Source organism: Algoriphagus marinus, from assembly GCF_001936475.1.
GTDB lineage: Bacteria > Bacteroidota > Bacteroidia > Cytophagales > Cyclobacteriaceae > Algoriphagus > Algoriphagus marinus.
Window position 1 is genome coordinate 1 of record NZ_MSPQ01000021.1, and the last position, 13,030, is coordinate 13,030.

At 37.0% G+C, this 13,030-nt stretch carries 11 protein-coding genes, 1 tRNA gene and 1 pseudogene; 1 reads left to right on the forward strand and 12 read right to left on the reverse strand.

The window, feature by feature from the left end:
• Nucleotides 1-103: 103 nt before the first annotated feature.
• The 4 genes and pseudogenes from BVC88_RS21795 to BVC88_RS20600 all read right to left on the reverse strand — a co-directional run.
• Nucleotides 104-388 (reverse strand): annotated as a pseudogene (locus BVC88_RS21795) (GIY-YIG nuclease family protein); the annotation flags it as partial.
• A gap of 98 nt (nt 389-486) precedes the next feature.
• A tRNA-Thr gene (locus tag BVC88_RS20590) sits at nt 487-559 on the reverse strand.
• Nucleotides 560-658: 99 nt separating this feature from the next.
• The gene (locus BVC88_RS20595; RefSeq protein WP_075352629.1) at nt 659-2,797 is read right to left on the reverse strand and encodes a DUF349 domain-containing protein; all 2,139 of its coding nucleotides are present in this window, start codon (nt 2,795-2,797) and stop codon (nt 659-661) included.
• Between the two features lie 48 nt (nt 2,798-2,845).
• Nucleotides 2,846-3,415, reverse strand: coding sequence for a YqgE/AlgH family protein (locus tag BVC88_RS20600; protein WP_075352630.1), 570 nt, complete (start codon nt 3,413-3,415; stop codon nt 2,846-2,848).
• Between the two features lie 101 nt (nt 3,416-3,516).
• On the opposite strand from BVC88_RS20600, the gene pdxH reads away from it, so the two are divergent.
• The gene (gene pdxH, locus BVC88_RS20605) at nt 3,517-4,149 is read left to right on the forward strand and encodes a pyridoxamine 5'-phosphate oxidase (protein ID WP_075352631.1); all 633 of its coding nucleotides are present in this window, start codon (nt 3,517-3,519) and stop codon (nt 4,147-4,149) included.
• On the opposite strand, the gene bshB1 is transcribed toward pdxH, so the two are convergent.
• From bshB1 to BVC88_RS20645, 8 genes are all read right to left on the reverse strand, one after another.
• On the reverse strand, nt 4,150-4,866 hold the full coding sequence (gene bshB1 / locus BVC88_RS20610) for a bacillithiol biosynthesis deacetylase BshB1 (RefSeq protein ID WP_075352665.1): 717 nt from the start codon (nt 4,864-4,866) through the stop codon (nt 4,150-4,152). It lies immediately after the preceding gene.
• Nucleotides 4,867-4,879: 13 nt separating this feature from the next.
• The gene (locus BVC88_RS20615; protein ID WP_075352632.1) at nt 4,880-5,920 is read right to left on the reverse strand and encodes a peptidoglycan DD-metalloendopeptidase family protein; all 1,041 of its coding nucleotides are present in this window, start codon (nt 5,918-5,920) and stop codon (nt 4,880-4,882) included.
• Nucleotides 5,921-5,929: 9 nt separating this feature from the next.
• A complete protein-coding gene (trxB, locus tag BVC88_RS20620; RefSeq protein ID WP_075352633.1) occupies nt 5,930-6,874 on the reverse strand; it encodes a thioredoxin-disulfide reductase in 945 nt (314 codons plus the stop codon).
• 153 nt (nt 6,875-7,027) lie between these two features.
• Nucleotides 7,028-7,891 carry a sigma-70 family RNA polymerase sigma factor gene (locus BVC88_RS20625; protein ID WP_075352634.1) on the reverse strand — a complete coding sequence of 288 codons (864 nt, stop codon included), beginning with the start codon at nt 7,889-7,891 and terminating at the stop codon, nt 7,028-7,030.
• A 60-nt stretch (nt 7,892-7,951) separates the two neighbouring features.
• Nucleotides 7,952-10,099 (reverse strand): polyribonucleotide nucleotidyltransferase, encoded by a 2,148-nt coding sequence (gene pnp, locus BVC88_RS20630; RefSeq protein ID WP_075352635.1) that lies wholly within the window; start codon nt 10,097-10,099, stop codon nt 7,952-7,954.
• Between the two features lie 99 nt (nt 10,100-10,198).
• Entirely contained in the window at nt 10,199-10,474 is a 276-nt protein-coding gene (gene rpsO, locus BVC88_RS20635) for a 30S ribosomal protein S15 (protein WP_075352636.1), read from the reverse strand.
• Between the two features lie 60 nt (nt 10,475-10,534).
• Entirely contained in the window at nt 10,535-12,352 is a 1,818-nt protein-coding gene (locus tag BVC88_RS20640) for an LptF/LptG family permease (protein ID WP_075352637.1), read from the reverse strand.
• A 72-nt stretch (nt 12,353-12,424) separates the two neighbouring features.
• A complete protein-coding gene (locus BVC88_RS20645) occupies nt 12,425-12,820 on the reverse strand; it encodes an START-like domain-containing protein (RefSeq protein ID WP_075352638.1) in 396 nt (131 codons plus the stop codon).
• Between the last annotated feature and the right edge of the window lie 210 nt (nt 12,821-13,030).

Here is a 13,030-nt window from a genome sequence, read left to right on the forward strand (position 1 = left end):
AATTGATCAACCGGATTTTTGCCTTAATCCGTGATAATAGAAAACACGAAAAAAATTATCAACCAAACCTTGCCTGATCCATAAGAATATCGCGGACAGCGACCTAATGATCGTGATCCAGATATTTATCGAGCAATCTTTGACCTATTTCAGGGAAACGAATACAATCCTCAACGTATTTTCTTGACCTGTTTTTCTTAATGTGGGCCTCTATTTTTATTGCCTGTTTCTTTGAGGAACAAGACATGCTTAGTTTCATTTTCCAATCAGATGCAATTTTAGTATATGAATCTTGATACAAATGAGAATTGTGTTCCATCAAACGACGATCAAGATCTTCTGTTTGACCGATGTAATACTTATCCGTTTGCTCCGAATAAAGAATGTAGACATAATGGTTTTGCCTTTGGAGATATTCTAAAAAGTATTAAGAGAAATAAAATAAGTCACAAAACAAAAAAACCACTCATTTCTGAGTGGTTTTTGAGCCTCTTGCCGGGATCGAACCAGCGACCTACTGATTACAAGTCAGTTGCTCTACCAGCTGAGCTAAAGAGGCCTTTTCCTTAATGGTGATGCAAATATAGACCTTCAGATCATTTGCTCCAAACACAGAATAAATAAAAATTATATCTTCCTTATTCTGAGTGAGATTAATTTAAAACTCTTTCAAAATTGAGAGTTTCTTCTTCAATTTCTCTACCTCTTCCTCAGCTTTTTGAATCTTCACATCAAACTGATCCCTGAGCTTATCTGCAGTTTTAGAAGCTGCAAAAAACTCCAAGTTATTTTTCCAAAGCGTGATGTTATTTTCCAATTCAGAAATTTGCTTCCGAATCCCATGCTCCTTTTTATTTAAGGTTTTGTTAGCATTAGGGTCAGATTGAATTCTATTCAAGTTCAATCTGAATAGGAAATCATCACGATCAGCACCCTCTGAACCTAATTTTTCCAAGTAAGTATCCACTGCAGTCTTGAACTCTGCCTGGATTTCTTTGATGTTTTTTCTTGGCACAAAACCAACCTCATTAAATTCTGTAATTAAGGCTGTTAATGCTTCCTCAGTCGGAGAATCTGTCGCTAATTCTATGATTTTTTGACAAATAGCCTTCTTTTTATTCAAGTTTTCTTCAAACTCGGCATTGGATTGTTGATTGGCATTTCTTCGATTATCAAAGAATGTATCACAAGCCTTTTTAAAACGCTTGTACAAGGAATCTCTATTTTTCTCAGGAGTTGGTCCAAGTTTTTTCCATTCTTGCTGAAGTTTGACTAACGCATTAGCCGTATTTTGCCAATCTGAACTCTCTGCCAGTTCGGTTGCTCTGTTAATTAGTTCTTCAGCCTTAGCCTGATTGGTAGCTCTAATTTCATCAAGTTCTTTAAAGAATAAATTTTTATTATGGAAAAACTGCTTAAATAAAGCCCAAAAGGATTTATTGATGTCTTTCCCAGATTCCCGAGTAACAGGACCGATTTTTTCCCAAGTCTTTTGAACCTCTAAAATCTCTTTGGTTTTAGTATTCCAATCTCTGATTCGATCAGCTTTGAACTCGGCAAAACCTTTTAATTTTTCGATCAAAAGCTCTTTTTCATCCTGATTCTTTTTGAAAACCTCTTTTTGACCTTCGTAAAAATCTTTTCTTCGATCATATACAGCGTCAGAAGCTGCTTTAAATCGCTGCCACAAAGATTCTTGATCATCTCTTGGGACAGGTCCTATATGCTTAAATTCTTCATGAAGATCATTCAATGATTTAATAGCATCTTTGAGATCCTTTACGTCCTTTAAAGCCTCTGCTTTCTCGCAAAGTTCATTTTTACTCTCCAGGTTTTTCTTTCTATCGAGTTCTTTTAATTCAAAATAAATGCTTCTATTGTCATAGAAACGATCCATTAGTGCATTAAAACTTGCCCATAGACTTCTATTTTGTGCAGCAGGTACTTGACCAATAGACTTCCAAGTTTCTTGAATCTCCTTAATGGCAGACATACTTAAAGTAGTCTCCTCCCCATCAACAAGTTCGCGAAGCTTATTCAAAAGCTCAGTTTTTGCATTGAAATTTGATTCTTTCTGCTTCTCAGCTTCTTTTCTCAAACTTCCAAGTTGCTTCTTGAATTCGTAATAATGTGAATTGAATTCCTTCTCTTCATCACTTGGACGGAAATCAAAGTCATCCTCTGCTCCACCTTCAGCCTTAAAACTTTCAAGTGCTTCTTCTTTTTCCTTATTGGTAAATTCATCAAAGGCAGCTTTGATTTCATGGACAATTTTATCCAATCTAAAAATATTTCCTCCTTGAACCTTTGCTTTAAGCAATTCTAATAACTGGATTTTAGATAAAGTAGAGAGATCGACCTCCTCATCATGATGCTCATCCTCTTGACTCTCATCATCTTCCTCAGAATCCCCAGATTTGCTTTCAATTTTGTCAGCTTCTTCCGAGGAATCAACTTTCGAATCTACCTTGGCGGATTCTACAGCTGCAAAATCCTCAACAAGTTCATTTGAAACCTCAGGATTTTCAGCTTCATCAACTGCCTTTTCAACAGGCTGTTCTACTTTTGAAGTGCTTTCACCAGAAGATTCCTCTTTTTCAGAAGAATCTCCTTCTATTGGTTTTTCAGATTCAGCAGTTGAGTCTTCGATTTCTAGATCTTTTTCAGCAACACTTTCAAAGGATTTCTCATCCATTGAACTTGATGTTTCTTGATTCTCACTACCCTTTCCCTCAACAGAATCGGAGGCTTGGGTCACCTTGTCTTTGTCAGACAATTCGTTACTTTTCTCAGTCATAAAAACGGTACTATTTGGAGGCAATATGGGCAAAAGTAGGCATTTTGCCTAATTTAATCTTGGGTCTAAGGGATAATTTGCGATAACCTTAAACTCTCCTCCCATGTTTTTGAGTAGGTTTCTCCAAAGTTCCTCCGGAGTAAAATCAAAATTACCAATTTCTAAATTTTCCTGGCACACAATCCAAGTATCTTCGCTTAACTCATCGGATAACTGCCCGGATCCCCAACCACTATATCCAAGGAAAAAACGTACATTTTCGGCGTTTATAGATCCTATACGCAACTTTTCCAATAACACTTCAAAATCACCTCCCCACCACAAGTCAGCTCCAAGCGAAATACTTCCTTCCAGCTGCTTTTCACCGAAATAAATAAAATGAAGTGTATTTTGTTCCACGGGACCACCAACAAAAACCTCTTTGTCTAAAAATTCCAGCTCTTCTAACAGTTCGCCAAGCTTAAGAATAGAGGGCTTATTTACTACCAATCCAAAACTACCTTCTTCATTATGCTCACAAAGGAGGACCACAGACCTTACAAAATTCTCATCTTGCAGGAAAGGCTCAGAAATTAATAGATTTCCTGGTTTCGGTTTTTCTTCGCTGTGTGGGATCATAGATGATAAAAAACGATTGAAGGAAAAATATAAATGATAAATTTATAAATCCAATGGCAAGAGTACTTTTATCTTAAAGTTTTAACAAGTCAATAGAATTCATGAATATTTCAGCGATACGTAAAGATTACGCACTTAAAACTCTTGAAATCAGTAATATAAATGAAAATCCTTTTGAGCAATTTCATGTTTGGCTTCAAGAAGCAATAAAATCAGAAGCCTTAGAAGTGAATGCAATGACGCTTTCAACATTGGGTTTAGACGGTTTCCCTAACGGCAGGATAGTTCTTTTAAAAGGAATTGATTCAGGCTTTGTTTTCTTTACTAACTATGAAAGCCAAAAAGGAAAAGAACTCGAAAACTCTCCAAAAGCCTCCCTAACATTTTTTTGGCCGGAACTGGAAAGGCAAGTTCGAGTAAATGGCCTCGTTGAAAAAATCTCAAGCGAGGAGTCGGATGAGTATTTCTTTTCTAGACCTTTGGGCTCTCAAATAGGTGCATGGGCCTCTCCCCAAAGTAAAAAAATTTCTTCTAGAGAATTACTAGAACAAATGAAGCTTGATGTAGAAAAGGAGTTTTCAAATAAACCTATTCATAGACCACCCCACTGGGGAGGTTTTCGTCTGATTCCAAATAAGATTGAATTTTGGCAAGGAAGACCAAGCCGACTTCATGATCGCTTGATTTTTGAATTGAATAATGAATCTTGGGAAATATCTAGACTTGCTCCTTAATCAAATCAAATCAAAAAGATCATTTACCCCAGGCATCCGCTCAACAGTAAAACCTTCCCCGTATTTAACCAATATTTTGTGCCCGTATTCACGTGCCCTAGCCTCGATAAAAGGCAAAAAATCAGGGTCTGATATAAATGATTTTGGCTCTTGACTACTTGGATCATAAAATTGTGACTTGAAAGCCAAAATACTTTCAATTTTGGTCTTCCAAAAAGGAGTAATATCCACCACAAAGTCCGGCTCGATATAATTATTCTGGATATAATGATAAACTGCCTTAGGACGCCATGGCGTTTGACTCTCTCCATTGTGCAGAGTTTCGATTTTTCGTAATCCACTCATAAAACAAGCATGAGATGCCAGACTTGAACCTTTTCCATGGTCCGGATGACGATCGGATATGGCATTAGCCAATACTATTTCTGGTTGATATTTACGGATCATCTCAATCATTTTCAACTGATGAAATTCATCGTCTTGAAAATAGATGTCTTTAAACCCCAGATTTTCTCTTGCAGAAAGTTTTAAAATTTTCGAAGCTTCTTCCGATTCTTGAAGACGAATTTCAGGGGTTCCTCTCGTGCCCATTTCGCCTTGCGTCAAATCAACAATTCCAACTTTTTTTCCTTTGGAAATATGTGATGCTATTGTACCAGAACAACCTAACTCTGCATCGTCTGGATGAGCTGCGAAAACTAATATATCAAGTTTAATCATTGCTTATTTTTTACCGAATCCTCAAATTTTGACCTATTCTTAAAATCGACCTTGAGGAAATTCCATTCAACTTAGTAATTGTGGAAACTGAAACACCATATTTTCTAGCAATCGACCCTAAGTTTTCTCCTTTCCTAACCTTGTGATAAGCACTAGAACTAGCTTTGGCTACATGCGAAAATAATGATGGAGTTATCAAAAAATTTGGATCAACGATGGATGGAGCGGAAAAATCATAAACCTTTTGAGGATCAAATGCCAACCCTTTATACCGAAGTTCATAATGTAAATGAGATCCGGTACTCCTACCTGTGTTTCCACCTTTAGCGATAAGATCACCCGCCTTTACTTCCTGACCTACTTCAACCAGTTGCTTAGACAAATGTCCATATAGAGTTTCAAGACCGTTTTTATGCCGAACGACTATGTAATATCCGTATCCGTACCTATCATAGGACTTTACCCGGACGATTCCATCAAAGCCACTATAAACTGGATCACCTGTATTTAGGTCTAGGTCGGTTCCATAATGCCAACGTCTCCAACGGAATCCAAAAGGAGAAGTGACGGGTGTGGTATCTAAAGGCATTTTCCACTCATATCCGAAAAAAGAATCATATAATCGGATATTCACAGTATCTCGAAATGACTTTAAATCAAAATTATAAATATCGATTTTATTAGAGTCCCAAGAGGAATAATGCTCATAAGCAGTAACCCAAATACTATCAATCAAGATTTGTTCGGAAACCTTAACCAATTGATTTGTAGGCGCCCAAAGCATAGTATTTCGATCTTCACTTACGATTGATCTTACTCTACCAAGATTGACATTATTTTCAAAAATGATTGAATCAGTAAATGAGGAAAGTGTTCTTAAATAAGACTCTTGATCAAATGTCCGAAGTTCTATCGACTTCCTTTCCTGACTGGTAACAGTAGAATTAGTATTATTTTTCTTAATAATCTTAGGAAAAATTTGAGCATTGGCTTCAAAAAAACCAATGCTCAAAAAAATACTTAAGAAGATTATTACAAATGAATACTTCATGAATTAGTATTAGTGATTCTCAAACTCTGCCAAATACCGCTCTGCATCCAATGCCGCCATACAGCCGGTTCCGGCAGCGGTGACAGCTTGTCGATAGATATTATCCTGAGCATCCCCACAAGCAAAAACGCCTTCAACATTTGTTTTGGTACTTCCAGGGATAGTTTTAATATATCCAGACTCATCCATATGAATGAAATCTTTGAATATATCGGTGTTTGGTTGATGTCCAATAGCAACAAAGAAGCCAGAAATTGGAATTTCTCTTTTTTCTCCTGTTTTATTGTTTAAAACTCTAACTCCTTTTACTTCATCTTCTCCAAGAATCTCATCGGTCTCTGAATTCCAAAGAATTTCGATTTTCGGATTGTTAATGACACGATTTTGCATGATTTGAGATGCTCTCATTTCATCCCGTCTTACAAGCATGTAAACTTTACTACAGATGTTGGATAAATAAGAGGCTTCTTCACATGCGGTATCTCCTGCACCTACGATTGCCACTTCTTGACCTCTAAAGAAAAACCCATCACATACAGCACATGCTGAAACACCCTTACCATTTAATCGCTCTTCACTTTCTATTCCAAGCCATTTTGCAGAAGCTCCTGTAGAAATCAAGACTGTATCTGCTAAAATCGTTATTTGCTCATCGATTTCAACTTTATGAGGACGAACAGAAAAATCTACTTTAGTCGCTAAACCATAGCGAACTTGTGTTCCAAATCTTTCGGCTTGCTTTCTAAAATCCTCCATCATTTGGGGCCCCATTACTCCATCCGGATATCCTGGATAATTTTCCACGTCATTCGTAATGGTGAGTTGTCCACCTGGTTGTCCACCAGTATAAAGCACCGGAGAGAGTCCAGCTCTGGAGGCATAAATAGCGGCTGTATAACCAGCGGGTCCAGAACCAATAATTAAGACCTTGACGTGTTCTGTTTCTTGACTCATTAATTTTATATTAAAATCTGGCAAATTTTGTTAATTCTTCCCCTTACTCAAAATTAGATTTTGTTAAAATTCCCAAAAGGATAAATCTACGGGGTTCTACTATAGATATTTTAATCAAAAAAGGGGGTTAAAAACCCCCTTTTAATTTATTGCTTAACCAAGGTAAGGCTTTAGGGTCTTACTTCTTGAAGTATGTCTTAATCTTCGAATTGCTTTCTCTTTAATCTGTCTTACTCGCTCTCGAGTCAAATTGAATTTCTCTCCAATCTCCTCTAGGGTCATGGCATGCTCGCCGTTCAATCCGAAATAAAGCGTAATAACATCAGCTTCTCTTTGGGTAAGTGTTGAAAGTGCACGTTGAACCTCTTTTCGCAATGAATCGGTCATCAAACCATCATCTGGCTTTTCATCCCCGTCATTTTCCAAAACATCAAGTAAGCTATTTTCTTCACCTTGTACGAAAGGAGCATCCATAGAAACGTGACGACCTGAGATTTTCATGGTGTCTACTACTTCATTGGCAGTAATTTCAAGCACTTCAGCTAATTCCTCCGGAGATGGCTCTCTTTCAAATTTCTGCTCCAACTCACTGAATGTCTTACTGATTTTGTTCAAGGAACCTACTCTGTTCAATGGCAATCTCACGATTCTAGACTGCTCTGCAAGTGCCTGAAGAATAGATTGTCTAATCCACCAAACTGCATATGAAATAAACTTGAAACCTCTAGTTTCATCAAATCGCTGCGCAGCCTTAATTAGACCAAGATTACCTTCATTGATTAGATCTCCTAAGGAAAGGCCTTGATTCTGATATTGTTTTGCAACAGAAACAACGAATCTAAGGTTGGCTTTAGTCAACTTTTCAAGTGCAAGTTGATCGCCTTCTCGTATTCTTTTGGCTAGAACAACCTCTTCATCTGCTGTCAACAGATCAACCTTACCAATCTCTTGAAGGTATTTATCTAGAGACTGACTCTCTCTGTTGGTAATCTGTTTGCTAATTTTTAGCTGCCTCATTCAGGTATATGATTTGTGAAATTCAATGAAATATAAAACTCAAAACAACTTAATGGCAAATTAACCTTGAGGATTAGATGCCGGCTTTTCAGGTTTAGGAAGCAATGCTTTTCTGGAAAGTTTGAATTTTCCAGTTCGCTGATCAATATCAATCAGTTTAACCATTATTTCTTCACCAGGTTCCAAGACACCGTCCATAGTCTCTACTCGCTCGTGTTTAATCTCTGAGATATGAAGTAAACCATCTTTGCCTGGCATAAATTCCACAAATGCTCCAAATGGTTGAATATTTTTCACCTTACCTGTATAAGTCTCCCCTATTTCAGGCTGAGCAACGATGGCCTTAATACGCCCAAGTGCTGCATTCAGTTTATCTTGATTTGCAGAGAAAATATTGATTTTACCTTGATTATCAATCTCTTCGATCACAATAGTAGCTCCCGTATCTTTCTGAATTTCCTGAATCACTTTACCACCTGGTCCGATAACTGCACCGATCAATTCCTTAGGAATGAACATTATAAAGGATCTCGGTGTATGAGGCTTCAATTCTGATTTAGGAGCAGACAATGTCTTTTTGATCTCGTCCAAGATATGAAGTCTTCCAGCTTTAGCTTGAAGCAATGCCTCCTTCAAAACAGAGTAATCCAAACCCTCAACTTTAAGATCCATTTGGCAAGCTGTAATCCCGGTAGCAGTACCTGTTACCTTGAAATCCATATCTCCTAGGTGATCCTCATCACCCAAAATATCAGATAGGATAGAATATTTACCTGTCTTAGAATCTGAAATCATCCCCATTGCAATACCTGTCACCGGAGATTTGATTTGAATTCCTGCATCCATCAACGCCAAAGACCCTGCACAAACAGTTGCCATTGAAGAAGATCCATTCGATTCAAGAATATCAGACACAATTCTAATAGTATATGGGTTCTGATCAGCAGGAGGTAGAACTTTTTTCAAAGCTCTCATTGCTAGATTGCCATGACCTACTTCTCTTCTTCCAGGTCCTCTATTAGGCTTTACCTCTCCTGTTGAGAATCCTGGGAAATTATAATGAAGATAGAATTTATTGTAGCCAGAAATTGTAGCTCCATCAATCATCATCTCATCCATTTTTGTACCTAAAGTACAAGTGGTAAGGGATTGAGTTTCACCTCTTGTGAAAACAGCAGAACCATGAGCTGACGGCAAGTAATCTACCACTGACCAAATTGGTCTTACTTCATCCAATCTTCGACCATCTAATCTTTTCTTTTCATCAAGAGTTAGGTTTCTCGCAGCTTCCTTATGGATTTTGCTAAAATATGGTCCTATTAAACTTGTTTCAAAACCATGATCTTCTCCAAGGCTTGCTACAAATTCTTCTTTGATTTCTTTTATTAGAGCAGAACGCTCAGATTTGTTGGCTATTTGTTTACTAACTGATTCATACAGTTTATCGTAAACATCAGCTTTCATTTTATCAAAAAGTGCTTGGTCAGACTTTTCGTGATTATATTCTCTTTTTACTTCTTTACCGACAAGCTTTGTTAGCTCGATTTGAGCTTGGCAATGTCTCTTGATTTCCTCATGAGCGTATTGCATTGCTTCTAGCATTTCTTCTTCTTGAATCTCATTTGCTTCGCCCTCTACCATAAGGATAAAGTCAAGAGAACCAGCTACGATAAATTCCAAAGATGCTTTTTCCAACTCAGTTGGAGTTGGATTTATTATTAATTTTCCATCGATCTTTGCAACGCGAACTTCAGAAATAGGTCCATTGAAAGGTATATCTGAAACTGCTAAAGCTGCAGAAGCAGCAAGACCCGCTAATGCATCAGGGAGAACATCATCATCACCACTAACTAAAGTAATGGCAATCTGAGTGTCAGCATGATAATCATCTGGGAAAATTGGACGAATAGCTCTATCTACAATTCTACTTATTAAAATCTCGTAATCAGAAAGTCTTCCTTCTCTTTTCAAAAATCCTCCTGGAATTTTACCAGATGAGGCAAATTTTTCTTGGTAATCAACTGACATTGGTAAAAAATCAACTCCTTCTCCCGCTTCTTTTTTAGAAACAACTGTAGCCAATAGCATGGCTTTCCCCATCTTCACTACGACAGAACCATCTGCCTGCTTGGCCAATGCGCCAGTTTCAATTATAATTTCTCTGCCATCTTCTAGTTTGATGGTCTTGGTGATTAAGTTTGGTAACATATAGTCGTGTTAGTAGTAAGCTTGTAAGTGTAAAAGTGATCGGAAACCTTAAAAAAGAAAAAAGTAAGGTTCTCTAACTTGAGAACCTTACTCAGTAGGTTATTTCCTGATTCCTAGTTCGGCGATGATTGATCTGTATCGCTCGATTTCTTTCTTATGGAGGTAGTCAAGTAGGCTTCTTCTCTTACCTACAAGCTTCAACAAACCAAGTCTAGTGGAGTGATCCTTTTTATTTGACTTCAAATGCTCAGTCAAATGCTTGATTCTGTGTGTAAAGAGGGCAATCTGAGACTCAGGAGATCCTGTGTCAGTAGCAGATTTTAACCGTCCATGATTCGAAAACAACTCTTGTTTTTTCTCTGATGTTAAATACATGATTAGCTAAATTTTTTAAAACAACCACAAAGGTAGGGTTAAATTCCAATAAATAAAACATCAAATCCTCTTTGGATTTAATACTTTATATCTTTTTTGAAGCTTACGCCAGATTTCGACATAGAAATCCGGCTCAAACAATCTGGCATCCTTACGAGCTTGTTTCAAGAAGAAAAGCCCAAACGGAATTAAGCAAAGATTAGAGAACCAAGTACCAAAAAGCGGATCTACCAAGCCTTCTTTAGCCCACTTTTCACCCGAAATAGTGAGCATGTAATAAATGATAAAAAATATTATTGAAATTAAGACAGGCATACCTAACCCACCTTTTTTTATAATTGCTCCTAGCGGCGCACCTATCATAAACATTACAAAACAGGCAAACGCTTGAGTATATTTCTGGTACCAAGCTATTTGGTACCTTCTATACTCTCGCTCATGCAGGTCTATTCGAAGTTTTTTCTGGTCAAAATTGTTCTTAAGGTTCCTTGAATTATTGAGTGCCATAGTAATGGCATTAGAAAAGTAGCCTCTTTTATTCACAACTGAATCAATCAGATCTTTTTCCTCTTTTGTCAAGGAAGCTGTCCGAATGGGCTTTTTTTCAACAATTTCGGGACCGGGTCCATCATTAAAAGAAGAATCAAAGGTTGAGATCCTCGCTTTAACAGATGAATCTGTTAAAGAAAGTAATTTTCTGTCCTTCGCTAATTTTCTTTTCGTAAATATAGAGTCACTTCTAGCTGGTATACTGGTAACAGTGACAGATTTTTTTAACACTGAATCTTCTCGGATTGCAAGATTTCTTGATTCCGGATTTTCAATCAAAATATTTGTTGAATCGGGTTTTTTAAGATTTTCTATTTGTTCAAGTGAATCTCTTTTCGCTCGCTCCTCCCTTGATTTTTGAACACGAACCGTGTCATCCAAGGCCTTCCTTTCAAGAATTTCATCCGTAGGATTCAACTTCCTTCCTCTGGTAAAAAATGGAAAAATACTTTCTGCCATTTGGTAATTTTGAAATTGTTCATCGTTTACCAAAGTACTTATTGAATCTAAGCCAATCTTGATTTCAGAAATATTTTTTATAGAACGATTCGTGGACCAGGCATCTTCATCAGTTCGGTTTAGCCTAAAGGCATCTAAATCAAAAATGATAATATTTTCGTCAAAGGTGGTACGCCTAAACTCAACAGGCTTTTCACTGATTCCCCTTGTTGCTCTTGTCTCCTCATAATTTTGACCATTATATAATGAAAGTCGCATGTAATTTTCATTGAAAAATGGCTCCATCGCTCCCGAATCAGCTAGAGTGACATTCAGATTACCTTGTAATCCGTTTGAATGATTATAGATAACTATATCTTTTAGGCCAAAATCACCTACTTTCTCATTCACTTTAATGCTGTAACCAGGGATACCATCATAAAAAACACCTGCCTTGATATCTAATGCGGGAGATTTCATCCGCATATCATATAGTAAACTGAAAGTTTTCAAATTAACCTTAGGGACAAGAAAATTATTGGACAAATAGGCTGCAAACGCCAAAATGATCACAAATATTCCTATTGGTCGGAGTGCCCGTAAAAGTGAAATTCCACTGCTTTTAATTGCAGTTAATTCGAAGTGCTCCCCCAAATTGCCAAAAGTCATCAAACTGGAGAGCAAAACTGCGAGCGGTAAAGCCATCGGGGAAATACTGATCACAAAATAACCGATCAGCTCCATATAAATCCAAAAGCCAAGTCCCTTTCCGAAAATTTCATCGAAGTACTTCAGCATGTTGACAGTCAACAATATGAAATCCACGACGAGGAAAGTCAATAAAAATGGGCCCAAAAAAGACCCAAGTATAAGCTTGTCTAATTTCTTCATTATTTAAACTACTGACTTTGGCATTTACGGATAGCCGCTATCGAAGTTCAAAGTTGGTAAATAGTCTTGACTTTAACCACCTATAATTTCTTTCAGTCTCCCTATCAATCCATCCCAAATTGCATAAGACTCCTCATCATCGTATTCGTCAGAATAATCAATGACAGTCAAAAAGAGAGTCTGGGTCAGATCATTTTCCTCCAATTTAAATTCAATGAAGGATTTGTCCTCTTCGTCCGGGTTTTTCGGATCATAAAACTCAAATTTCACATGCAGATTACTTCTTATTGACACTTGACGCGCATAATGGTCTTCATTATCAAAATGAAAAATGTAATGCTTATCCTCATTAATATTCACATCATCTGCGAACCACTCTGCTAATCCACTTGCTGTACTCAAATAATTGAAAACAATTTTTTTAGACGCATTGATTTGATAATCAGTAATAAATTTATTTTTAACCATGGTATTAGATTTTTCGAAGTATAAAAAATCATTTTTTAAAGAACGTCAACTTGCATTTCACATTACAAGACCACATATTTGCACTCCAATTCGGGTTACCCCGAGTTAAAAAGAGAATAAACGATTTTCTTTTTATTGGTTTTGGTTTTGCTCTGTGGTTTAATATAGGTATTAAAATCAAAAATGCACATCATAATTTACTCTTATGAC

What these genes read in the sequence shown, in the direction of transcription:
- BVC88_RS20595 (WP_075352629.1), bottom strand. Translation starts at nt 2,797, where the DNA reads ATGACTGAGAAAAGTAACGAATTGTCTGACAAAGACAAGGTGACCCAA.
- BVC88_RS20600 (WP_075352630.1), bottom strand. Translation starts at nt 3,415, where the DNA reads ATGATCCCACACAGCGAAGAAAAACCGAAACCAGGAAATCTATTAATT.
- pdxH (WP_075352631.1), top strand. Translation starts at nt 3,517, where the DNA reads ATGAATATTTCAGCGATACGTAAAGATTACGCACTTAAAACTCTTGAA.
- BVC88_RS20615 (WP_075352632.1), bottom strand. Translation starts at nt 5,920, where the DNA reads ATGAAGTATTCATTTGTAATAATCTTCTTAAGTATTTTTTTGAGCATT.
- trxB (WP_075352633.1), bottom strand. Translation starts at nt 6,874, where the DNA reads ATGAGTCAAGAAACAGAACACGTCAAGGTCTTAATTATTGGTTCTGGA.
- BVC88_RS20625 (WP_075352634.1), bottom strand. Translation starts at nt 7,891, where the DNA reads ATGAGGCAGCTAAAAATTAGCAAACAGATTACCAACAGAGAGAGTCAG.
- pnp (WP_075352635.1), bottom strand. Translation starts at nt 10,099, where the DNA reads ATGTTACCAAACTTAATCACCAAGACCATCAAACTAGAAGATGGCAGA.
- rpsO (WP_075352636.1), bottom strand. Translation starts at nt 10,474, where the DNA reads ATGTATTTAACATCAGAGAAAAAACAAGAGTTGTTTTCGAATCATGGA.
- BVC88_RS20640 (WP_075352637.1), bottom strand. Translation starts at nt 12,352, where the DNA reads ATGAAGAAATTAGACAAGCTTATACTTGGGTCTTTTTTGGGCCCATTT.
- BVC88_RS20645 (WP_075352638.1), bottom strand. Translation starts at nt 12,820, where the DNA reads ATGGTTAAAAATAAATTTATTACTGATTATCAAATCAATGCGTCTAAA.